This window comes from Faecalibacterium sp. DFI.5.82 (assembly GCF_029076575.1).
Taxonomy (GTDB): domain Bacteria; phylum Bacillota; class Clostridia; order Oscillospirales; family Ruminococcaceae; genus Faecalibacterium; species Faecalibacterium duncaniae.
In genome coordinates this window covers 61,920-85,282 of record NZ_JARFIS010000004.1, presented here as the reverse complement: position 1 = coordinate 85,282, position 23,363 = coordinate 61,920, and the positions used below count along the sequence as shown (strand labels likewise).

22 protein-coding genes are annotated in these 23,363 nt (G+C 48.8%); 14 read left to right on the top strand and 8 right to left on the bottom strand.

Annotated elements, in window-relative coordinates:
- The first annotated feature begins 1 nt into the window (after position 1).
- The 9 genes from P0G09_RS07210 (at position 2) to P0G09_RS07170 (ending at position 11,550) form a co-directional block, all read left to right on the top strand.
- Complete coding sequence (locus tag P0G09_RS07210) at positions 2 to 2,035, top strand: ABC transporter permease (protein ID WP_275252321.1); 2,034 nt, start codon at positions 2 to 4, stop codon at positions 2,033 to 2,035.
- A gap of 129 nt (positions 2,036 to 2,164) precedes the next feature.
- Positions 2,165 to 2,425, top strand: coding sequence for a hypothetical protein (locus P0G09_RS07205; protein WP_016317326.1), 261 nt, complete (start codon positions 2,165 to 2,167; stop codon positions 2,423 to 2,425).
- 5 nt (positions 2,426 to 2,430) lie between these two features.
- Positions 2,431 to 3,096, top strand: coding sequence for an ABC transporter ATP-binding protein (locus P0G09_RS07200; RefSeq protein WP_002586598.1), 666 nt, complete (start codon positions 2,431 to 2,433; stop codon positions 3,094 to 3,096).
- A gap of 14 nt (positions 3,097 to 3,110) precedes the next feature.
- Complete coding sequence (locus tag P0G09_RS07195; protein WP_227061330.1) at positions 3,111 to 5,495, top strand: FtsX-like permease family protein; 2,385 nt, start codon at positions 3,111 to 3,113, stop codon at positions 5,493 to 5,495.
- Between the two features lie 187 nt (positions 5,496 to 5,682).
- The gene (locus tag P0G09_RS07190) at positions 5,683 to 6,450 is read left to right on the top strand and encodes a response regulator (protein ID WP_227061332.1); all 768 of its coding nucleotides are present in this window, start codon (positions 5,683 to 5,685) and stop codon (positions 6,448 to 6,450) included.
- A 478-nt stretch (positions 6,451 to 6,928) separates the two neighbouring features.
- Positions 6,929 to 7,399: a sigma factor-like helix-turn-helix DNA-binding protein gene (locus P0G09_RS07185; protein ID WP_227061334.1), complete on the top strand. Its 471-nt coding sequence runs from the start codon at positions 6,929 to 6,931 to the stop codon at positions 7,397 to 7,399.
- A gap of 535 nt (positions 7,400 to 7,934) precedes the next feature.
- Entirely contained in the window at positions 7,935 to 8,120 is a 186-nt protein-coding gene (locus P0G09_RS07180; RefSeq protein ID WP_227061336.1) for a hypothetical protein, read from the top strand.
- 138 nt (positions 8,121 to 8,258) lie between these two features.
- Positions 8,259 to 9,926: a recombinase family protein gene (locus P0G09_RS07175; RefSeq protein ID WP_227061338.1), complete on the top strand. Its 1,668-nt coding sequence runs from the start codon at positions 8,259 to 8,261 to the stop codon at positions 9,924 to 9,926.
- Positions 9,910 to 11,550: a recombinase family protein gene (locus P0G09_RS07170; protein WP_227061340.1), complete on the top strand. Its 1,641-nt coding sequence runs from the start codon at positions 9,910 to 9,912 to the stop codon at positions 11,548 to 11,550. Before P0G09_RS07175 ends, P0G09_RS07170 begins: the two co-directional genes overlap by 17 nt.
- Positions 11,551 to 11,937: 387 nt before the next feature.
- On the opposite strand, the gene P0G09_RS07165 is transcribed toward P0G09_RS07170, so the two are convergent.
- The 8 genes from P0G09_RS07165 to P0G09_RS07130 all read right to left on the bottom strand — a co-directional run bounded on the left by P0G09_RS07165 (position 11,938) and on the right by P0G09_RS07130 (position 20,246).
- Positions 11,938 to 12,333 carry a recombinase family protein gene (locus P0G09_RS07165; protein WP_147561304.1) on the bottom strand — a complete coding sequence of 132 codons (396 nt, stop codon included), beginning with the start codon at positions 12,331 to 12,333 and terminating at the stop codon, positions 11,938 to 11,940.
- Positions 12,330 to 13,937 carry a recombinase family protein gene (locus tag P0G09_RS07160; protein ID WP_147561306.1) on the bottom strand — a complete coding sequence of 536 codons (1,608 nt, stop codon included), beginning with the start codon at positions 13,935 to 13,937 and terminating at the stop codon, positions 12,330 to 12,332. Before P0G09_RS07160 ends, P0G09_RS07165 begins: the two co-directional genes overlap by 4 nt.
- On the bottom strand, positions 13,938 to 15,644 hold the full coding sequence (locus P0G09_RS07155; protein ID WP_147561309.1) for a recombinase family protein: 1,707 nt from the start codon (positions 15,642 to 15,644) through the stop codon (positions 13,938 to 13,940).
- Positions 15,645 to 15,659: 15 nt separating this feature from the next.
- A complete protein-coding gene (locus tag P0G09_RS07150) occupies positions 15,660 to 17,294 on the bottom strand; it encodes a recombinase family protein (protein WP_275252320.1) in 1,635 nt (544 codons plus the stop codon).
- 213 nt (positions 17,295 to 17,507) lie between these two features.
- A complete protein-coding gene (locus tag P0G09_RS07145) occupies positions 17,508 to 17,750 on the bottom strand; it encodes a DUF6870 family protein (protein WP_008816138.1) in 243 nt (80 codons plus the stop codon).
- Positions 17,751 to 18,261: 511 nt separating this feature from the next.
- Positions 18,262 to 18,744, bottom strand: a complete 483-nt coding sequence (locus tag P0G09_RS07140) for a hypothetical protein (protein ID WP_008816140.1) — start codon at positions 18,742 to 18,744, stop codon at positions 18,262 to 18,264.
- A 450-nt stretch (positions 18,745 to 19,194) separates the two neighbouring features.
- The gene (locus P0G09_RS07135; protein ID WP_008816141.1) at positions 19,195 to 19,923 is read right to left on the bottom strand and encodes an ImmA/IrrE family metallo-endopeptidase; all 729 of its coding nucleotides are present in this window, start codon (positions 19,921 to 19,923) and stop codon (positions 19,195 to 19,197) included.
- Positions 19,920 to 20,246, bottom strand: a complete 327-nt coding sequence (locus P0G09_RS07130) for a hypothetical protein (RefSeq protein WP_148336701.1) — start codon at positions 20,244 to 20,246, stop codon at positions 19,920 to 19,922. The genes P0G09_RS07135 and P0G09_RS07130 overlap by 4 nt, the downstream gene beginning before the upstream one ends.
- 203 nt (positions 20,247 to 20,449) lie before the next feature.
- Between P0G09_RS07130 and P0G09_RS07125 the strand changes: the two genes are divergently transcribed.
- The 5 genes from P0G09_RS07125 (at position 20,450) to P0G09_RS07105 (ending at position 23,357) form a co-directional block, all read left to right on the top strand.
- Complete coding sequence (locus tag P0G09_RS07125; protein ID WP_005934745.1) at positions 20,450 to 20,878, top strand: helix-turn-helix transcriptional regulator; 429 nt, start codon at positions 20,450 to 20,452, stop codon at positions 20,876 to 20,878.
- Positions 20,879 to 21,018: 140 nt separating this feature from the next.
- On the top strand, positions 21,019 to 21,483 hold the full coding sequence (locus P0G09_RS07120; RefSeq protein WP_223385148.1) for an ImmA/IrrE family metallo-endopeptidase: 465 nt from the start codon (positions 21,019 to 21,021) through the stop codon (positions 21,481 to 21,483).
- A 24-nt stretch (positions 21,484 to 21,507) separates the two neighbouring features.
- Positions 21,508 to 22,332: a hypothetical protein gene (locus P0G09_RS07115; protein WP_275252319.1), complete on the top strand. Its 825-nt coding sequence runs from the start codon at positions 21,508 to 21,510 to the stop codon at positions 22,330 to 22,332.
- Positions 22,333 to 22,365: 33 nt separating this feature from the next.
- Complete coding sequence (locus P0G09_RS07110; protein ID WP_147561320.1) at positions 22,366 to 22,671, top strand: carboxylate--amine ligase; 306 nt, start codon at positions 22,366 to 22,368, stop codon at positions 22,669 to 22,671.
- A complete protein-coding gene (locus P0G09_RS07105; RefSeq protein WP_147561322.1) occupies positions 22,671 to 23,357 on the top strand; it encodes a hypothetical protein in 687 nt (228 codons plus the stop codon). Before P0G09_RS07110 ends, P0G09_RS07105 begins: the two co-directional genes overlap by 1 nt.
- The last annotated feature ends 6 nt before the right edge of the window (positions 23,358 to 23,363 follow it).

The window sequence follows — 23,363 nt, the reverse complement described above, 5'->3', positions numbered from 1 at the left end:
TATGACATGGCCTTTTGAAAATGACACCAGCGCCATTACAAAGAAGCTGGCGCAAAGAAGCTTCAAAGCCAACAAATTACGAAATATTGTTGCTGTAATAGCAATCGTTTTAACATCAATGCTTTTTACTTCTGTAACGACTTTATGTGTTGGAGCGATCCAGTCTATACAGACAACTATTTTGCAAATTAGGGGAACCAGCCCGTCCACTGGTACATCTGTAAATTGGATTGCCATAATAGCAGCCCTGTTTTTTATTATGATTTTTGTAATAACGGGCTATTTGCTCATTCGCAATATTTTTGAGATTTCTGTTGTTCAAGAAATAAAGAAATATGGCTTATTAAGAACAATCGGAACAACGGAGAAGCAAATCAAGCGAATTGTTTATAAGCAAGCATTTTGGCTGTCTATAATTGGTATATCTATTGGGTTGATTTTAGGATATATAGTAGGAATACTTATGCTTCCGTGGATTCTTAATTTTATGAAAGGCGAGTATCACAATCTTTCTGTGAACTTGAGTTTTAATCCTATTATTTTTGTCGTTGCCGGGATATTTAGTGCAATTACTGTTTGGGTGAGCATAAAGAAACCATTCAAAATTGCAGCTACGATTTCGCCCATTGAGGCAACCAGATACTATGAAAAAGACAATTATCATAGTGCCAACAAGAATCGTCTTTCGTTTAAGAATAGAATAACAGAAATGGCATGGAGAAATTTAAGAAGAAATTCAAAGCGTACCATATTTATCGTCTTATCCATGATACTCTGCATTATTCTCCTAAACAGTGCAATCGCAATCGGAAATAGTGTTGATGTTAAAAAATATGTATCTTCTGTTACCTCATTTGATTTTGTTGTGGCAAGCCCAAACACATTTTCTAATGTGCAAGGTTTTCGATTTAAAGATGATTCTGTTAGTAATGAAATCATATCTGATATTGAAAATAATATTCCTGTGCTGAACGGAAGTCGAATTTATAAAAACACTTTGGATGATGTCAGTGTTACTTATGATTATGGTAGTTTGGTCACGGAAGTATTAGACGAATACACAGAAGATAATCACCTTATACGAAGTGGTATGGTTGATGGCAGAACTTATCCAGTAAAACTCGGTGTTGATTATCGACCTCTTTGCAATATTTACGGGGTAGAAAAATCAATACTTCCTAAATTGAATTTCATTGAGGGAGAAACAGATATACAGCAACTAACCTCATATTTGGAAAGTGGAAACTATGTTATAGAAATTTCAGCGATCAACCCAAATGAATCTCCTGAATTTCTTTGTCCGCTCAATCAGGAAGTTACCATTTACAAAGATGGATTGCCTTATAAAACGGTTTCGGTAATTGCGCGTGCAGTGGTTGATTTTTCATTGGTAGAATCTCCGGGTAAGAATGTTGGCTACACTGATGTTGGCGGCGATTGTCCTATTTTCTATATGAGTAATGAGATGTTTGTGGAATTGTATAACAATCCAGCCATAATGAGTTATGTGTTTGATGTGGAAAAAGAACACTTTTTGCCAGCGACCGAGTACATCAATTCTTTGCCTACCGTTGAATACGCATCGTCTGAAACATTGGCACAAACTATGAATGGATTAAAACAAACTATTTTTATCATAGGTGGCCTTATTGGGTTTCTATTAGGAAGTATCGGGCTTGTGAATTTTTCCAACATCATTATAACTGGCATTATAAACCGGCAACGGGAATTTGCTACATTAGAGAGCATCGGAATGACGAAAAAACAAATTAACAAATTGACAGTATTGGAGGGATTGTTTTACGCATTTCTGATTTGTGTAATGGGTTTACCTCTCTCTCTTATTGTTGCAAATACAATTCTTCCTACTTTCTTTAATCAACCTGACTTATGGCTGTTTACAATACAGCCTACGATTTTCCCGTTGATATTAGAGGGAATTGTTATTTGCGTTGTGGCGATTATAGTTCCTCATGTTTCGTTTCGCTATTTTAGAAAAACAAGTATTGTAGCTCGATTAAGGATAGTTGAATAATAATTTTGAAATGTCCGAGCATTGTAACATTTCACCCCGATTTTCAATGAAATTTTTTGGCCGCTGTAACATTTCGCGGACATTTGGGCTTTACAATGACCTTATCAACAAAAGTGAGGAGGCAACGCAATGGAACTGACCCCGACATTGATTTTGAATCTGGTGCTGCTGATCGTCCCACCCGTTGTCCTTGTGCTGGTGTTCCGGCAATGGCTGGCCCGGCACATCCGCTGGACGGTTGCCTTGACTGCTCTCTGTGATGTTCTCCTGTTTTGGGATGAACTATTCTACTATGAGAGCTTCGGCCTGTTCGCTGTGCTGATTCTGGTACAGTTGGCGGCCACCGGCGCAGCAGCGTTCCGCATTTACAACAAACAAAGAAAGGATTGAATTTTATGAGCATTTTACAGACTATCGACCTGAAAAAGTATTACGGCACAGAGCCGAACATCACCCGCGCCCTTGACGGCGTGAACTTCTCCGTGGAGGACGGCGAGTTTGTGGCCGTTGTGGGAACCTCCGGCAGCGGCAAGTCTACCCTGCTTCACATGATGGGCGGGCTGGACACCCCTACTTCCGGCAATGTGATTGTCCGGGACAAAGAGCTGTCGAAAATGAACGACGAACAGCTTACCATCTTCCGCCGCCGCAACATCGGCTTTATCTTCCAGAACTATAACCTTGTTCCCATCCTGAATGTGTATGAGAACATCGTCCTGCCGGTGGAGCTGGACGGGGACACGGTGGATCAGAAGTTTTTGGACGAGATCGTTCACCTGCTGGGACTGGAAGATAAGCTAAAAAATATGCCGAACAATCTTTCCGGCGGACAGCAGCAGCGTGTGGCGATTGCCCGCGCCTTGATTACCAAACCGGCTATCGTGCTGGCCGACGAGCCGACCGGCAACCTTGACAGCAAGACCAGCGCCGAGGTGCTGGGGCTTATCAAGCGCACCAGTGCGGAGTTCCGGCAAACTGTTGTGATGATTACCCACAACAACGACATAGCCCGCCTTGCAGATCGGATTGTCCGCATTGAGGACGGCAAGATTGTGGAGTAAGGAGGTGACAGGCTATGACATGGCCTTTTGAAAATGATACCAGCGCCATAGTAAAGCGCATATCAAACCGCAGTATATCGGCAAATCGAAAAAGAAATATCTTTATTGTTTTGACGATTGCACTTGCCAGCGCATTGCTATCTGCTATTGTCCTCTATGGCTTTGGGGTTATGCAGGAAACGCAGAACCGCAACCAAAAAACAGCGCAGATTATGTATCATGCGATTTCTGAACAACAGGGACAGGAACTATACAAGCAAGAAGAAATTGCGTGGGTTGGGGAATTTTTTAACGCATTTTCTGAACAGGTAAACCATTCAACCGTGAATTTTACTTATGCAAATGCAGATATGCTAAAATCCCAAAGTATGCCCTATTCGGGAGATTTACCAGCTTCGGAGAATGAAATTGTAGTACAGGAATCCTTTTTGGATAGTTTGGGCTATTCAAATGAATTGGGGCAGACAATTCAAATCCCCTTTTCTGACGGCACTACCCATGATTTCAAATTGACGGGAATCTTAGATGTGAAAACCGGCGATATTGGGCGCTATACAGCCATTATATCGAAAGAATTAGTAAGACAGCAGTATGGCGACGAGGGCATGATTGATTATTACATTGGGCTGAAAGGCGCTCAAAATATGAGCGAGGAAGAAGCCACCAACTATGCAAACACTCTGGCGCAGCAATTAAAAATTTCCGATGATAATGTGATTGTCCGTTCCACATATTTTAACTTAAAGGACGAAAATCACGGAAGCGATATGCTGTTCTATTTCTTGATCGGTTTTGTAACTTTCATTGGTTCTGGCATTGTGATCTATTCGATTTTTTATATTTCAGTAGCAAGCAGTATCCGTAACTATGGACAGCTTTGCACAATCGGAACTACAAAACAACAGATCAAAAAGATGGTTTACCGCGAGGGAAAATTACTTGCTGCCATTGCTATCCCGATTGGTCTGGTTATTGGAAATGTGATTGGGTACTTCCTGATTCCTGCCGGTTGGTACTGGCTGACTACTTTATGTGTGACGGCCGGGGTTGGCCTTTTTGCATTTATTATTGTGATGATTGCCATTCATACTCCTGTAAAAAGAGCTGCGGCAGTATCTCCGCTGGAAGCATTGCGATATTCCGATTATCAGGGGAAGATGAAAGAAAGTTCCGTGTTGCACCGTAAAATAACGCCTGCTTCACTTGCTAAAATGAATCTGTCCAGACAAAAGGCAAAGTCCACTTTAACAATACTTTCTCTTTCACTCGGCGGAGTATTGGTTGTATTGATTTCGACAATGTTAGTTTCCTATGATGGCGTTGCAGAGGCAAGAGGCAGGGCGTTCCCTGTCGGTGAATTTAACATTCAGCTCAACGCAAATCAATCGTGGGACACTGCTGGTATTTCTTTGTCTGGATTGCAGCAAAAGAATTTTCTAAATGCCGATTTTGTAAATGCAGTAGAATCTATTGATGGCGTTACAGGAATCAAGCACTGGTATTACACGGACGCAGAATATCGTGTAAATGGTAATTCTGGAAAATGGATTCAGGGCTTTTGCCGAGATGAACAGCAGAATTTGGAGAAAGAGCGAATTGCGGGAACGACTGATTATGATGAACTGGTGGCAGGCAATGGAATTGTCTTGCTTCAAGAGCGTGCCGATCTCTATGATATTGAGGCCGCGTTGGGTGATACCGTCGAAGTGGACTATAAAACCGAATCCGGCCAAATTCGCACAAAGACCTATACCGTCATGGGCATTGTAAACGAATATTCTTACTCCGGCTTCTCAAAATGCTTTGCGCTTCCGGAGCAGCTTATGAATGAAGCGACCGGGATAGATTGCACAGGTACGATTTCTGTAATTACCGATATGGAAAAATTTGATACAGTTGAAGCTGCATTAAATCAACTGATAGACGGAAATAGCGATTTGGTTATGGAAACCATAAAAGAAAGTATCACTTATTATAGCGGACTTCAACAACTTTCTTTCGGGGTGTTGTTGATCGTGGCTGTTATTGTTGTGTGCTTTTCTTTAATCAACCTTGTCAATACGACAATCACAAACTTCTTATCCCGTAGGCAGGAAATTGGAATGTTACAGGCGATTGGTTTGAGTAAAAAGCAGCTTATCAAAATGCTGTGCTATGAGGGGTTGATGTATTCAGTTTTTGCTACGCTTGTAACATTGGTTTTGGGGACTGGACTGGGCTTCCTATCCGTACAGGTAGTTGTGAAAACGATGAATCCATACTTTTACTATTCATTTCCGTGGCTGATCGTATTGATATATTTAGCAATCCTGCTGATTGTGCAATTCACCTTGATTTCTTACACAACTGGAAATCTGAAAAAGCAATCTCTTGTTGAGCAAATCAGGACGATGGAATAGCCGTATGGGATCGGCGGGGCGGCGTGTGCTGCCCCGCTTTTTTCGCCATTTCTCAAAAAAATTTTTGAAATGTCCGAGCGTTGTAACAATTCAGCCTGTTTTTCTGTCGAAATCAAAGGCACCTCGGACATTTGTGTAACATTTGTAGTTTATGCTTGTGGTAAATCAATATTGGGGGTGAGGACACATGAAAAAGATACTGCTGATCGACGACAGCGACACCTATACATGGTGTCTGCAAAAATACTTACAGCACCGGGGCTACCCGGTGAAAACGGCTTGTACGCTGAAAGAAGCGCGGGCTGCCATCCAAGAGGAAATGCCGCTGGTGGTCTGCTGTGATCTCGACCTGCCGGATGGTTCCGGCATGGACTTTCTGGACGAAGTGCGGGCCGCAGACAAGGAGCTGCCTTTTGTTCTGGCGTCCTGCCATGACAAGGACGACTACGAACAGGAGGCCAAGCGCCGGGGCGCGACGCTGTGCATGGACAAAATGAAAGGGCTGCTGCAAGATAAGCTGGTGGAATATGCCTACCGGCAGTTATCCGGCGAAAAGGCCCCGACTTTTCACAAGCTGCTCTTTGTCCATGTGGAAGATACCAGCGCCGAAGTGCTGCGGGCGGCTATGCTGCAAAAGGGCTTTGACCTGATTCTGGTTCCCTCGATTGGGGAGGCCAAGCACCGGATTTTTGAGGATAAGGAAATAGACCTGATCTTGTGCGATCTGGAACTGCCGGACGGCACAGCAATGGAGCTGTTTCATACGCTGCGGCGGGTGGCTGGGATGTTCCAAATGAAGAATCCCCCTGTCCGGCTTCTGCCGTTCTTTATCCTCACCGAGAACAACGACCTTGCCACGGAATATGAATACCGGCATGAGGGCGTGAACGACTATATCACCGCCCCGGTAAATATCCCGGAGCTGATCCGGCGGGTTCTGTTCTTTGTGGAATGAAACGAGCCTACATATTCAAACATCTGCCTCCACAGCGGGGAAAAGAAAAAAACCGCTGACGGGCAGAGGATTTCGTGCGCTTTCCTGTATCACTGACGATACGGCGGTTTTGAGTAGATCAAGGCCGCCGTTTCTTTTTGCTAAAAAGCAGACCTCCAGATGACCCTCAGCAATCAGCATGGGCGGTGTATAGGAGGATACCGCCATGTCTGCAATATTCATTTGTAATAGCTATGACATATATCAATTAAAAAAAGCATAGGCCCTCCTCCGGGATATTATAGTTATCTATCAGTATTATCAATCCATATAAATCAGCATAATCATGGTGTTTTTTGTTGCGCCAGTTTCTCATTGCGAGAAGCTGGCGTTTCTTATTGTCGATTTTTAGGGAAACCTCCCGATGTGTACCGCTGCCGGTCCCCACCTCCATTCGATTCACCCGTCAACCACGCCTGAATCGAAATGGAGGAAAACTATGGGCTTTCACTATGGATATGAGAAAAGGAAGTTTGATGCAGAATGGACCCGGCTGGAACAGGAATACCGCGCAGCCGGTATGGACGATAGGCAGATCGCGGCCATGAAGGAATATGACTGGACCTGGTTTTGCAGCCAGCGGACCTATCAGAACCGCGTACAGGCCCTTCCCAGCGAACAGTGTGAGGACGAGAGCGAGCAGTCCTGCCTGTTCCGAAAATTTGAATCCCTGTCCTGCACCTGGGACACCGGCGATGTGGATTCCCGGCGGTTTGGCTGGCTGTCCTCCCTGGAGGATGAACTGCTGTACCGGCGGCTCTGCAAATTGCCGGAGGACGATCTGGAACTGCTGACCCTGCTCATTGTGGACGGATACCGGCAGACAGATATAGCGGCAATGTGGGGATGCTCTCGCAATGTGATCTATAAACGCTTAAAAAAAATCAAAAAAATTTTGCAGCAAGGGTGACAAACGGCCTTTCCCAACGCCTACGCATTGAAGGGACCTATCTTCTTTTGACCCTTCTTTGCAGCTTGACAACTGAATAGACGGCATTTCCGGTACATAACCCATGTACGAGCGAATCAGGCGCGCCGCGAAGATGGACAGCCCCAGGAGGTGATGAACAGGACTGTTCCGAGCGATCAACGCCAGCCTGAACCTCGAAAGCGGCATTTCGGGGCGCGATGACTGCATGGGGGCTTAAAGATACTTCCTCACGGCCTCCTAAAGACTTGGGAGGAACCCTGCGGCGCACGAGTAAAACGACGCTGCGGAGTTATGACAGCCGCGCCAGCGGAGACCGGGAATGTCCCCATCGTCAGGGGTGCGTGGCAAATGTGGCGAGCATAAACCAAACTACAATACAGCAGCCGTACCGATTGATTGGTTAGCATATACCCTCGATTTTATCGGTGCGGCTGCTTTCCTTTATATGAATTGAGACAGCCTGTTTCCTCAGATCCTATGAAGAAACAGGTTTTTTGACTGGAGGTGCGTCAATATGGATCAGAAGATTACCCCCACAACCTCCTACAAAGAGGTGAAAATCGGGAAAACCATTTACCGTGTGACCAGCTTTTTTTCGGGCGAAAAGGAGCTGGGAAAGACTTTGGAGCAGCTGGCTGTCCGGCGCGCCATGTCGGAGGTTTCCACACCTGCCAGCTGCTCCGCACACACAGCTACATAGTCACACCATCCTCCCGGCTTTGCCGCATACTTGCGCGGCGATGGATTTTCCGTTACGATGTTCATACAGGGATATTCCCTGTGGAGCCATCACGCCGCACGAGGTATGGAATCTGGATTGTCGGGAGGAAAAATAAAGATGACTACAAAAACATACAACGTCGGCATCTACTGCCGTTTAAGTAACGACGATGAACGCGACGGGGAATCCGTCAGCATCGAAAACCAGAAGCTGCTGCTTCAGAACTATGTACGGCAACGGGGCTGGAATGAAATTGATACCTATATCGACGATGGATATTCAGGCACGAATTTTGACCGTCCTGGGGTCAAGCGGCTGATTGAGGACGCCAAGGCCAAGCGGATCAATGTGATTCTGGTCAAGGACCTGTCCCGTTTTGGCCGTAACTACATCGAATTTGGACAGTACACAGACTACCTGTTCCCATCCCTGGGCTGTCGGTTTATCGCTCTGAACAACGGCATTGACACAGAAAGCACCAATGGCAGCACCGATGTCATGTGCTTTTTGAACTTATTTAATGAATTTTATAGCCGCGATACCAGCAAGAAGGTCAAGGCAGTCAAAAAAGCCTGTGCAGAAAACGGCAAATTCATGGGAACCTACCCCGCCTATGGCTACAAGCGGGACCCGGCGGATAAGCACCATCTGGTGATCGACGAGGACACCGCCCCGATTGTGCGCCGTATCTTCGAGATGCGGGCAGCCGGAACAGGGTTTCACGCCATCGCCGTCACACTGAACGAAGAAGGCATCCCATCCCCCGGTGTGCTGTACTACCAGCGCAAGGGGCAGAGCGATCCGCGCCGGGTCAACCACAAATGGGCAGACCAGACGGTGAAGAATATCGTCCGCAGCGAGGTTTATATCGGCAACATGGTTCAGGGAAAGACCGGAACGCTGTCGTATAAGTCCCGCAAGCTCGTGGGCAAACCGGAGGAAGAATGGATTCGTGTAGAAGGAACCCATGAACCGATTATCTCACAGGAGCTGTGGGATACCGTAGTCAGCATTGACAAAAAGAAGGTGCGGAAATCCTCTGCCGCTGACGGTTACAGGAGCATCTTCACCGGCCTTGTGTACTGTGCAGACTGCGGCTTCAAAATGAGAAATCAGGTGGAGCGATTCACCTATAAAGACGGAACGCCGGGGCGATACAGCTCCTTTATCTGCGGCAACTACTCCCGCAGCGGCAAAGGAGCCTGCACCATCCACACCATCTATGAGAATGTGCTGACCCAGCTGGTGTTGGAGGACATTCGGGAAAAGGCCCGTTTTGCGGAATATGACCCGGAGCAGCTGGTCCGGCAGATTATCCGCTTAAAGGATAAAGAAGCCAAAAGCCGCCTTTCCTCCTGTGAACAGGAGCTGAAAACATATACGGCGCGGCTTTCCGAGCTGGAACGGCTGATGCAGAATCTTTACGAGGATAAATGCGCCGGAACCATCCCACAGACTGTTTTTCAGACCTTAATGCACAAGTACGAAACGGAACGGGCAGAAAAGTCCGAAGCAATCCCGGAGCTGGAACGCAAAGTCAAAAGCTATCTGGAAAACCGCACGGATGCGAACCGCTGGCTTACCATGATCCGTCGGTACACAGAGATCACGGAGCTGGATGAATCCATTCTCTTTGAACTTGTGGACCGCATTGAGGTGGGAGAAACCCAAAAAATCAATGGACAGCGGGTTTGTGACCTCCGCGTCTACTACCGCTATGTCGGAAATGTGGACGCGGCGCTGGTGCAGGAAGAAGGGAGGCAGCCACTTGAAGAAGCAATATAAGGTCGGCATCTACTGCCGCCTGAGTGTAGACGATGCCTCCAATTCCGCAAAGGCAAAAAACTATATCCCCGGTGATGAATCCGCCAGCATAGAAAACCAGCACGAAATCCTCTCCAAATTTGTCATGCTCAACGGCTGGATCGAGGTCAAGACTTATCGGGACGATGGGTACAGCGGCGGAAATTTTCAGCGGCCCGGATTTTTGGAAATGTTGGAGGATGCCCGTCACGGCCTGATTAACCTGATCCTGGTCAAAGACCTGTCCCGCCTGGGGCGTGACTTTGTAGAGGTAGGCCGCTATACGGATGTGATTTTTCCGTCCCTTGGCTGTCGGTTTGTGTCTGTGCTGGACTGTCTGGACAGCGAGGGTGACAACACCGATATGCTGCACTTCCGCAGTCTGATGAACGACTACCATCTGAAAGACCTGTCGGGGAAAATCAAATCGGTGCTGTATGCCAAAAAGAAAAGCGGCCAATACCTGACCGCCTATGCTCCCTACGGATACCGCAAGAGTGATGAAGATAAACACCGGCTGGTGGTGGATGAAGAAGCCGCCGCTGTGGTGCGGGAAATCTATCAGATGCGCTGTTCCGGCATGGCCTACGGTAAGATTGCGGCGGCGCTGAACAAGAAAGGCATCCTTTCTCCCCGCTGGTATTGGGAACTGCACTACGGGAAAAAAGGCGGCTGCAAATACTCCAAACTTTGGGCTTGTGCCACGGTGAAAAACATTCTGAACGATGCGGTTTATCTCGGCATAGTCACACAGAACCGCACCGGCTCCCGTTCCTACAAGGACAAGACCATGATACAGAAGCCGGAAACGGAATGGATTTGCCACGAAGATGCCCACGAAGCAATCATTGACCGGGAACTGTGGGAAACGGTTCAGGAAAAGAACCGGGCAGTCAAACAACAGGTGGCAAACCATGCCGCCCCTATGCCCGCCCTGTTCACCGGCAAACTGGTCTGTGCCGATTGTGGGCATCCTCTGGCAGCCACCCGCGAGACCCAGCGCAGAAAAAACGGGACATCCAAGCGATATGTTTCCTATATCTGCTCCCACTTTTCCACCACCGGACACAGCGCCTGTTCTTGGCATCGGATTTATGAAATCTCGCTGAAAACGCTGGTGCTGAATGAAATCAGGGCGCACAGCCAGGCGGTGGCGCAGGATGAAAACGCGGTGCTGGACAAGCTGAAACAGCAGATACTTTCCGAAAGCGCGGCGAAGCAGGAGGATTCCAAGCTGGAAATCAGCCGACTGCGGCGGCGTATCGGAGAGCTGGAACACATGACCGCCAAGCTCTATGAGGATAAAGTCAGCGGTGCCATCAATGGCGACACCTTTGCTGTCCTGATTCAAAAAAGCGAACAGGAACGCATCCAAAAGGCAGACCGCCTGGACGCACTTCTTTCAGAGGAACGGAAAGCCCGGCAGGAAGTTGAAAATATCCGGCAGTGGGCAGGCATCGTCCGCCGCTATCTGGATGTGCAGGAGCTTGACCGGGAAATCGTTGAGGAACTGATTGACCACATCGAGATCGGGGAACGCTCCATCATAGACGGTCAGCGTCACCAGGACATTAAAATCTTTTACCGCTTCGTTGGTGTGGTATAATGGGAAAAAGAAAAGACCCGGCTGCATCCGCAGTCCGGGCCTACACCTGACAACATTCTATGAAAACGGTTTGCGATTGAACCGCATCGCTTTGTCGAAAAAGAGTGATTCAGCAGAACACCCTTCCCAAACAGCTTATGTTCTTCATAATATTCAAAAACGGAGCAAAATCATTGTCTGAAGCATTGTTGCTGTCGATGCTGTTGTTGATTGCAAGGAATCGGACGTTTTTCTGTGGGAACAGAACTTCCGTATAAAAACCGACTTGCAGATAATTTCGTCCTAAGCGGCTCATATCTTCTTGTGTCAAGTAGGGACTAAAAAAATTTTGAGAATTTACAAGCCGTTCATAGGTGGACAACCACCCGTGAACGGCTTGCGTTTTCTCTACGCTCTTGTGCCGTTCTTTGTGCGACGCTTCTTATACGCCGCCGCAAATGCCTCCAACATCGGAGTGACCGGAAGCTCGTTGTCAGGCTTGGACAGATACTCGAACCGGATGCCGTTCTCCCGGAACTTTCGCTCAAACCTCATGAAAGAGGAAGTGTCCCGGCTGATTCGCGAGGTGTCGCGGGTGAGGATCGTACCGATGTCCTGACGCTTGGCTTCGTTCAGCAGGAAGTTCATGATACCTTCCGTATGGACGCCGGAGATGCCGTCTGCCGCCACAGCAGCAGCCACCTCATAGCCTTTGTCCTTCGCATAGCGTTCCAGCTCTTCCCGCTGGTCTGCTTCCGCAAGCTGATCCGCACAGGCAACGCGGATATAAAGAAATACTTTCATTTGGCTTCTCCTTCAGATGTAGTGAGGAAGTCCTTGAACTTCCAGACGATTTCTATGTTGTCAAGATCGTAAATGTAGACCGCAGAAATGAATGCGTGGGTCAGCTCATAGGTCAGAGCTTTGCAGTCGGCGTACTGTTCGCAGACCGCATCCAGCTTTTCATCTGAACAGGCGGTCTCGGAGTCAAGCTCCTTCATCCGCTCGTGACTGCGCTGGATTGCTCCATCGTTTTCAGCAATCTTCACATCCGCTGCCGCCTTCTGCTGAATGTACGCCTCCTTCGTGATGCTTCCGGCTGCATACTTCTCGTAGAGCCTCAGCTTGGACGCCTTGTGCTGCTCGTTCTGCTTTTGCAGAGTGCGGATTTTATCAGCACATTCCTTGATGGCAGATTTCCGCAGATCACCGACTTCGCGGTTCTGTATTGCTTCCTTCTGTGCCAAAGCAAGAAACTGAGTAAGGGCATGGAAGACAACCTTCTCAATATCCATTTCCGGAAAGCTCCTGCCAACCGGACAGTCTGTGTTTCCGTTGTTGACCGAGTGAATGCACTGGAAGTATCGAATGCCAGCCTTGTTCTTTCGGCGTGTCATAGCACGTTTACAGTTACCGCAGCGGACGAGTCCCTTGAGCGGATAGTCATGCTGCTTGCGCGTGGGATTCCGTCCTCCGCCTCGAATGACCTTCTGAGCAAGCTCAAAGTCTTCCTTGCTGATAATAGCTTCATGCGTTCCTTCTACGATAATCGGCTCATTGACAACACGCTTTTTTGAGCCGACACCGCAGGACTTCATTTTGCGGCTGACCAGTGTTCCGGTGTAAACAAGGTTTTTGAGGATGTTATAGACCATCACGGTTTCCCAACTGATTTTCTCGCTCATGTTACTGAACTTCTTCTTGTCGGGATGCTTGCTCTTGAAGTATTGCCCCGGCGTCGGGATGCCTTCATCATTCAGGCTGCGGGCGATCTGAGAGGTGTTGCTGCCTTCCAGCGCCTCGCGGAAAATACGACGGATCACATCAGCCGCCTCCGGGTCTACGGCAAGTTTGTTCCGAATGGTGGGATGCAGGACGTAGCCGTATGGGGCGTAGCCACCGACATACTTGCCCTGCTTCATCATCTGGATTTTTGCCGATGTGGTCTTTACGGAAAGGTCTTTGCTGTATGCGGCGTAGATGATGCTGCGCATAACCACTTCCAGACCGCCCGTTGTGCCTTTGTAATCGTCGCTGTCATAGCCGTCGTTGATGGAAATAAAGCGGACGCCCATGAATGGAAAAGTGCATTCCAGATAGTTTCCCGTTTCAATGTAGTCACGAGAAAAGCGGGAAAAGTCTTTGACGCAGATCAGATCGATTTCGCCGCGCTTGACCTTCTCCATCATCTGCGTGAACTGAGGACGGTGAAAGTTCGTGCCGGTATAACCGTCATCCGCAAACTCAGACCGCTGACAGTGAGACAACTCCGGATGATTGTCGAGAAAGCGATTGATGAGCATACGCTGGTTGCCGATGCTGTCACTTTCCGCCTTGCTGCCATAGCCGGTATCTTCATCAGCCATTGAGAGGCGGATGTAGATGCCGATGTTGTATTCCTTGCTCATTTACATCGCCTCCTGTACTTCCTTGATACTCTGAACGGTCAGAGCGTAAATATCGCCGTATTTCATGACCAGCTCGATTGAGCCGTCCTCATGGACTTTCACAAGCTCTACGGACTCGTCAACTAACTCCTGAGAGAGCATCGTTGCACCGCTGACGGATTTCATCAGCGTGAGCCACTTGTTGTCCTCGGACATTGCCTCGGCAAACTTTACCTTCCGCTGAACCGCTTCATCCAACCGCCGGGAAAGGTTAGCATACTGCTCATCGTAGGCTTTCTTGGCAAAGACGTATTCCTCTTCATCGAGAATGCCTTCTGTGAAGTCCTCATAGAGCCGAGTACGCTTCTTGGAGATGCCGCTGAGTTTCAGATTCAGGCTTGTGATGAGCGCATTCTGCTGATCGCGGATGCTGCGTTCGCCTTCACTGTTTCTCAGTTTGGCAAGCAGCTTGTCGTAATTGAGAGCCGCCTTGACTTGAAGCTGGATCGCCGCAAGCACATCGGCTTCGAGCTTATCCTGCCGCGTATAGTGCAGCGTACAGAGGTTGCCGCGCTTGACGGATGAACTGCACTCATAGAAGGCGTACCATGCGCCGTCCTTGCGCTTGTCAACGCGCTTGCGATGGAAATAGAGCTTTCTGCCACAGTCCGCGCATACGATTTTGTCTTCAAAGAGATTGATCAGCGTAGCGCGGATTTCCTCCGTGCGCTCCATCTTCTCAACCCTTGTCCTTGCAGCAGCGTCGCGCAGCTCTCTTACCTTCTGAAAGTCCTCGCGGGAAATGATTGCCTCATGGGTGTTGGGAAAGACGATCCATTCCTCGCGGTTGATATGCTGATTCTTGACGCCCTTGTAGATGGCGTTCAGCGTCCGTCCGAGAACGGTATCTCCGACGTAATGGGGATTATCCAGAATTGACGTGAGCGAAGACTTGTTCCAAATCTTCTTTGCCGTGGCATTGCCAGTGCGGACGCCGACCTGATACTTCTGAAACTCCGGATTGGGTGCGTTCATTGCATCAAGCCGGTCTGCAATCGCCGGAAGAGACAGCCCTTCAATCTTCCATTGGAAAATCTTCTGGACAATCGGCGCGGTTTCCTCATCGAAAACCATATTGCTGTGTTCCTCATCCCAGCGATAACCATACGGAAGGTTGCGTTTCTTGAAGTCTCCGCTTTCCATCTGTGCCTTGAGCGCAGTGGAAACCTTGCGGGAGATGTCCTTCGAGTAAAGGGTGTTGATCATGTTTTGCAGAGGGATAATGAGGCTTTCGCCGGAACCGTCCGTATCAAAGTTGTCGTAGTTCTCTTTGATGGCGATAAACCGAAGCCCGATCTGCGGGAAGACCCGTTCCAGATAGGTTCCTGCCTCAATATAGTCACGCCCGAACCGGCTGAGATCACGAACTACAAGGCACTTGATCCTGCCGGTGCGGATGTCGTTCATCAGACGGTTGAACTCCGGTCTATCAAAAACCGTACCCGTTCGTCCGTTGTCCACATAGGTATCTATCAGATTCAGGTAGGGACGCTCTGCAATGTAGGACTTGCAAATCTCAATCTGATTTGCGATGACATCCACCTTTTCAGACTTGCCGCTGTTTTCAACGGAAAGACGGGCATAGATGGCTGTTGAGAAGACCTCGGAAGAAACAGACTCGATAACCGGCTCTTCAACTGCGATTTGTTTTCTGCTTTTTCTTGCCATTTGCTCATCCCTCCTTTATACGGCAATATCCAGTTCATCGGCATAGCCGAGAACGTATTCAAGCGTCTGCTGGTATTCGTCCTTGTACTTGAAGACGATTTCGATTGCATGGTTTTCGTGAATCAGAATGCGGTCAACAAGGGACATCAGCACACGGCGGTTCAGTTCTTCGACGTTTTCATACTGCTTGAAAAGTGTTACCCAGTTCCGTTCAGTCGTGCCGGTTGTCACCGTCTGCTTCATTTCTTTTTTGACCCGCAGAAGCGCGTCCTGCTTGCCCTCAATGATTTTGGTGTAGCTGCTGCGGAACTCGAAGTATTCCGATTTATCAATGACGCCGCCGATGAAGTTCTCGTAAAGCCCCAGCTTGAGCTTTTGGTACCGTTCAATCTCTTCCTCGATTTTGGCGATCTGAGCTTCGTAATTGAAAGCCTTACGGCTCTGAGACGGAAGCCGTTCTATCATCGCAAGCGCGTGTTCCAGATTGATGACAAGCTCGATCTGGTCATGAATGGCACGGAAGACCTTCTCTTCAACCTCTTTTGCGGCGATGCTGTGCGGGCTGCACGTCCGGCTGTGCTTATTGGTGGAGCAGACGTAGTAGATATACTTTTTTGTCTTCGACGGGACGGTCTTGCGGATCATTGGCTGCTGACAGTCTCCGCAGAACAGGAAGCCGGAAAACAGATGCGCCTCGTCCTGATCGGGTGAACAGCGCATATCTCTCTGCATCATGACCTTGACTGCCATGAAGTCCTCGTAGGACACAAGAGCTTCATGCGCATTTTCAACCTTGACCCATTCGGATTCATCCTTGCTTTTCACGACGCGGACTTTGTAGTTGGGAGTGCCGCGCTTGCCCTGAGCCAGAACGCCGATATAAACCTCGTTGGTGAGAATACGCTGGACGGCTTTGTATGTCCATTTTGCGGTATCGCCGGTTTTGAAGACGGTATCAAACTTCACACCGGCAGAATGCTTGTATTCCATTGGGGACAGGACGCCCATCTGGTTCAGACGCTTTGCAATACGTCCGATGGAGAAGCCGTCCTTGTACATGGAAAAGATCATCTGCACATATTCGCTGACCGCTTCATCCACGATGAGCTGGTTTTTATTCTCCGGTGATTTCATGTAGCCGTAAGGCGCGAACGAGCCGACGAACTCACCGCTCTTCTGCTTGACGTCCAAACTGCTTCGGATTTTCATGGAGATGTCCTTGCAGTAAGAATCGTTAATCAGGTTTTTGAACGGGATAACAAAGGAGTCGGACTGCGGATCACCGGTCAGACTGTCATACGCATCATTGATTGCGATGAAGCGTATGCCGAGCTGCGGGAATATCTTCTCAATGTAACGTCCGCCGTCGATGTAGTTTCTTGAGAATCGGCTGAGATCCTTGACCACAATGCAGTCAAGCGCACCCTTGCGGATTGCCTCTTCCAGCTTTTTGAACTGAGGACGATTGAAGGAAACGCCGCTGTAACCGTCATCCACAAACGGCTCACAGACAAGCTCCAAATCCTCATGTCTTGCGATATAGTCCTCGCAGATGGCTCTCTGGCTGGCGATGGAGTTGCTTTCTACTTTGTCTCCATCCTCACGGGACAGGCGGCAGTAGATCGCCGTGCGGTAAACCTTGTCTGGCATAAAAATAACCTCCGTTTTTCTGTTTGGTGTGGTACATCAAATCAGAAAGACGAAGGCTTGCTTCAACTCTTATGAGAGGAACACGAAAACGCCACATGACCATCTAGGCAAGCGGCTTAATCCGTATTCTTCTTTTTTTGACCGATTTCATTATACCACAGGCTCAATCGCTTGTCCATAGAACCGGGTGAAAAGATTCAGACTGTTCATAAATCAAAGACCTCTCAGATAGTGTTCCAGACAATCTTCCATTGTCGTGTCCGTCGCGGCGAAGCTGATCTTCACCACAGTTTTCCCGTCCAGATAACAGTAGGGATTTCTGATCTGCTTGATGAACTCCCTCAGCCTGTCCTCGCGCGGTGCCGCAGGATCAAGCCGGATGCTGCTTCTCTGAACGAGTGTGCTTCGGTCAACCGTTTTCGGGCTGACGCTTTTCATTGTTTCAATGCCCATCATATTCTAAGCACCTCCTGTTTCGTGGAAATATTCAGGACAAAAGGATATGGCAGAGCATCTTGTGAAGACACTCTGCCACATAGTTTTCATCCTGAAACTATATAGTAAGTTTCTTTTGGGTTTGTTTCATTGTCCGGCATATTTGCAGCTCGCGCCCCTGCCAGAAGAACTTTGCAGTTCCGGGAATGCTGCGGACTACCAATGGTCAATCGGTATCATGGGACTCTCACCCCTCCGAGGATCGCTCCGAGCCGCCCATTCAAAGAAAAGACGGAAGTATCATTATACCCGGCATCTGCATCGTCGCAAGCAGCCGCACCACACGACTGTTATAGCTCTCCGGAGGTCGCTCACTCCCTTTCGGGAGGTCTTGGCGTCGGAAGCTGTGTTGCTTCGCAGAAGCGGAAAGATCCGCAGCACTGAACTATTCAGTTTTCAAGGAGCAGTGAAGTGGTCTGATTGACCCTTTCACTTTACAACGGACATCTTTTTGCCGTTTGTTGAGTACCGCTCAAAAAATTCTTTGAAATTTTTTCTGCACCGCTGCTTTGAGGTCAAATGCAGCTCTGATGCCGATGCCTTTCCTTCGGGCAAACTCTCGAAGAGTCAGTCCTTCACGGGTCATCGCAAGATACAATTCGCGCTGCTTCCCGGTCAGAATGGAAAGAAGCTCCTTCTCTTTGAGAGCGGTGATCAGTTCCTCCATGCAGTCGCGGGAGTCTGCCAGCCATGCAGCGGACTTCACATCGTCCTCCGGCATAGCGTCAAGGGACAGCACGGTATCAGAAATTTTCTCTGCGCCGTCCTCATCCTCAGAGGTGTTGTCAGAGCCATACGAGCGTCTGATCCGCTTTTCCTCTGCGCGAAGGATTCTCATAACCTTGCGGTCAACCTCGGAAACTTCGCCGGTTCGTTTCACGCGCACCATGCACTTGCCGTCCTCCGTAGTCCAGAGGTCGTAATCGAACGCGATAGGGGTTTTAGGGATTTTCATTGTTCATCCTTTCCGCTGCGCGGGAGCAGCGGGAAGGGTGAAGGCAGAAAAAGAGCCGCATGACGGTGAGGTTTGAATCCCATGCCGATAAAACAGAGCAATTAAACTCTGTCTCATGCGGCATTAGGATGACTTCACCTATCAGGCGGCTCCACAGCTCAGCTATGACATATATTTTATTTTAGAACAGAGGCTTGTCCTCCGGTTCTTACTTGGTACGCGGTCGCAGTCTTCTCATATTCAGCACATCAAAGACTGTGATCCGCCCGCATTTCTTGCACTTGGATTCTACATGACCCCTCGTGTCCTCGTAGACAGCAATGGCATTATGCTGACAATAGGGACATTTCAGGTATCGGGGCTTCTGCTGGGAAATGGCAACTCTTGCCCTGCGGATTTTTTCGATCAGCTCCGGCGTCGGTTCCTGAACCCTAATGGATGCTCTCTTCATTACCACACCTCCAATGGGTCAACATACTCACTGAATGGACGATCTACCATGTAGCCGAGCTGACGAAGGCGGATAGACGCCGTTGTCTTGGAGACACCGAACAACCGGCAGAAAAGGCGCAGCGTTAAGTGATCACCATACGAATACCTCCCCTCGTAATTGATCAGCGGCGTTTCTGCAAACCGACGCATTGCCAGGTCAACCTCTTTTTGAGGAAGCAGGATCGCCGCGCCCAAGACATTTGCTTGCCACTCGTTCCAGTCCTCGCGGGTTTTCAGCTCTCGCGGCGTATAGGCTGTCCGTGCGGAATATTTCATTTCGCAGGACGCCTTTACCTCTTCCGATTCCAGTTGGAAGAGAATCTGATGGGCGCACTCGTGGGCAAGGGTAAATCTGCGCTTGGCGCAGAGCCGCTGCACATTTCCGGATCGAATGAAGCTCTCGTCCAAGATGACCTGATTACGCTTCAAAGCCAGTGTGCGCGTAATACCAAGTTCCGTGATCTTGTACTCAGTGTCGGCATAGGCAGTGACACCGCAGATGCTTCCGTCCGGCGAGAGACGGGCGAATGATACGCGAAGACCGAGATAGTTCTTTGCAAACTGATCAATGGGTGTTGGCAAAGCTGATCGGTCGGGCTTGTCCGCCTCATCCCCGAAAAAGAACCGGTTGAAGTCCTTCGTTGTTGAGGCTGCAATTTCTTCAAGTTGGCGCTGGGATAAAATCATGAGCAGTTGTCCTCCTTTGCTTCGACGAACCACTTGTCTCCTTCGTGGAAAAGAAATGACTCCTTTCCGCGAATCTGAACTGTGTAACGGATGCCTCCGCCCCAAACCTTTTTGGATGTGGCGCGGCATTTGTATAGAATCTGGTCGATTTGAAAGATTACACCGTTGTCCCACCAGATAAGGCGAGGAAGGATTGTCCCCTCCTTGTCCACATCCAGCGTAACCGGGACGTATGCTTTTCTGTACTGTGTAGCCATTTCCGTTTTTCTCACTCCTGTTCCCTCATACCGGTGTATGCCGGTATGGATGATCTTCGGCAGCATAAATGCCTGTCCATTTGAACTGCTCAAAAGATGTAACTTTTTCGTGTACAACTACTCATGCCCCTTGACAGGATGAGCAATTCAGGATATACTATGAGTAGTTGGATTGCTCAGTCATTATTATACGCACTTCAAGTGCCTTTGTCAATAGACTTGCGCAATTTGATGTCGCAAACTTTTTGTGAACAGGAGTGATTACCAAAATGACGTTTGGAGAGAAATTCAAGGCTGAACGGGAGAAGCGGAAGCTGACCCAGCAGGAAGTAGCCGATGCACTGGGGATCAACAGGCGTATGATTACCCGGTACGAGAACGGCATTTCCTTCCCCCGTACCAAGGACGCTTACAGAAAAATCGCGGAATACTTCAAGGTAGATGTGAACTATCTGCTGACCGAGGACGAAGAGTTTGTGGTTCAGGCATCCGAGCAGTACGGCTCCCGTGGCATGAAACAGGCAAAGGACCTGATTGAAGGGATGTCCGGCTTGTTTGCGGGCGGTACGCTGTCCGAGCAGGACAAGGATGCGGTGATGAAGGCGTTGCAGGATATATATTGGGAATCCAAAGCCCGGAATGTTGAGAAATACACGCCGAAGAAATACAAGAAGACCGGTACGGACGCAGAGGAATAACTGTCTGCGTCTCGGTTTCTTGACGGATTTACTTTGACTGTTTTCAACATGAAAGGGGTGAAGGTCCCGTGATAATTCGCTCCGAGGAAATATACAAAAAGGCGAACAGCATTGTCAAAAGCTGTGGAACAAGAGATACCTTGAAGATTGCCCGTGAGCTGGGCATTCATCTCCATTTTCTTGACAATCTGAACGATCTGCTCGGAATGTACACCTACCGCCATAAAGAGCGGCATATTCTTCTGAACTCCAACATGGAGTATCTGATCATGCAAATGGTTTGCGGTCACGAGATCGGGCATGATACCTTTCACCGTGATCTTGCCAAAGGAAACGAACCGCTCCCGGAGTTCGTGCTGTTCGATATGCGCACAAAACACGAATATGAGGCGAATGCGTTTGCCTCACACCTGATCATTGACGATGATGAGCTGATTGACCTGATGAAGCAGGACTACGATGTGGTGCAGCTCTCGGCTGCAATGGGAACAAACATCAACCTGATGCTGATCAAGCTCAACGAACTGAACCGCATGGGCTGGCAGCTCAACTTGCCTTATGTACCGCACTCTGACTTCCTGAAAAATGTCAGACCGGAGGGGTGAATGAGGATGAAGGATAGTAATTAGATGAACAACGACGACTATAAAGAAGCCCTTTTCTATGCCGCTTCCATCTTTAACGAACGCTTGGGGGCAGAGTTCAGTGAGGACAACCTTGTACTGCGCTGCTTTCAGACGGAAAACCAGCAGGAAGTCTTTGAGCAGTTCTGCAAGCAGTATTTCCCTGCCCGGCTGGAAGACCGATATACAGAGGACGGCTATTTTGACTTTCACGCCTCTGCATTCGTCGGCACAGGAGACGGCGCGGACGGAATCCTTCTGCGCACAGACATAGCGCGTCATCCGGCAGAGTTGAAACACATTCTTCTGCATGAGCTGGCGCATATCTTCTGCACCTGCAACGAGATTGACGGAGATAATTTCTTTGAGCGATACTGCATGGACGATACCATAAGCCGCGAAGAGGACGGAACCATTAACGCCGGTTATGCAGTCTGGCGGGAACTGATTGCGGAGCTGATTGCATTTGAGCTGGATGACAACTGCGATGTAATTCCGATTCGACGCAAGAAAGACCTACTCAGCTATTACGAAGGAGAACTCCTGACCGGCAACGGAAAAATGGGCGTCAGCATGATTCTCTGTGAGGCAATGACCAGTGCTGAGGGCGAAGCGTCTATGACATGGGACGCTGCCAAAAGCAAGTTTACGCGGTTCAAGCCCTTTGATGATCCACTGTACAGGGACTTGATGGAACTGGTTTTTACACACGTTAGAGAATACTTTATCGTAATCGACCGCGACTTTATCTATGAAATTGGAGTTTTGTATCTGAGCATTGCCGCACAAGCGATGATTGCGTCCCTAAAGAACAGATTTCAGGAAGAATAGGCAGACCGAAAGAGAGAAAGGACGGGCAACGATATGAAATATAAGCTGTTTCGCTCCCCCGGTAATCTGGACAAGGCAGTCCAGAAGCACGAACTGGTTGCCGTGGAGACCGGCAAGAACATTGATGATGTGGCAGACGCGCTTATCCGTGCTGTTCGGGATGATCTTGCGGAAATGCCGGAGTATGCGCACTGCGAAACCGCTGCGTATGCACCGGAGCCGGTTCAGGAGCATCGCCGCGTAAGACGTTATCAGTATGAGATGATGGGTGTTGTTTACCCGCAGTATGCGGAGAAGAATATCCTGATTGATTATGGCGTGATTGAAGAGGCGGAGTAATGTCAAAGAGATATGCCAGACAACTACATAGTGCAGATGGTTTGATTGCAGCCGTCGAACAACACGGCTTTCTGCCCTTCTTTCGGAACGAGATTCACGGCTTCTCCATCGAGGAACTTTGCCCACCTGAGTTATGGTTTGCGGATGATGTAGATGGTCCGTGGGAATGGAAAGGACCGGCTGCGCGGAGCGGCAAATGTCTTTACGGCAAACTTTTCAACAAGAAGGCTGGATTTGTGAGCCGGGAGTGGATTCCGGACTTTGCGAACTTCCGGCGTGACGGCTATGACTTTGACGCCCGTTGGGATGACGGCTTGGCGTCCTACAAGGACAAAGAGCTTTATGAAGCCATAGCCGGTGAAGGCAGGATGCTTTCCAAACGGCTGAAAGAAGCTCTGAACTACCGCAAGGGCGGCAACACCGGTTTTGAGACGTGCATCACGCGGCTGCAAATGCAGAGCTATGTCTGCATCGCGGATTTCGTCTATATGCAGGACAGATATGGAAGACCTTATGGCTGGGGTGTCGCAGAGTATGCGACGCCGGAAGAACTTTTCGGGTACGACCTTATCACATCTGCATATCAGCGAGACCCGCAGGAATCCAAAGAGCGCATGATGCAGCATCTTTCCTCCATCCTGCCGGGTGCGTCTGTACAGCAGCTTACGAAGATATTGAAAGGATAAAACACC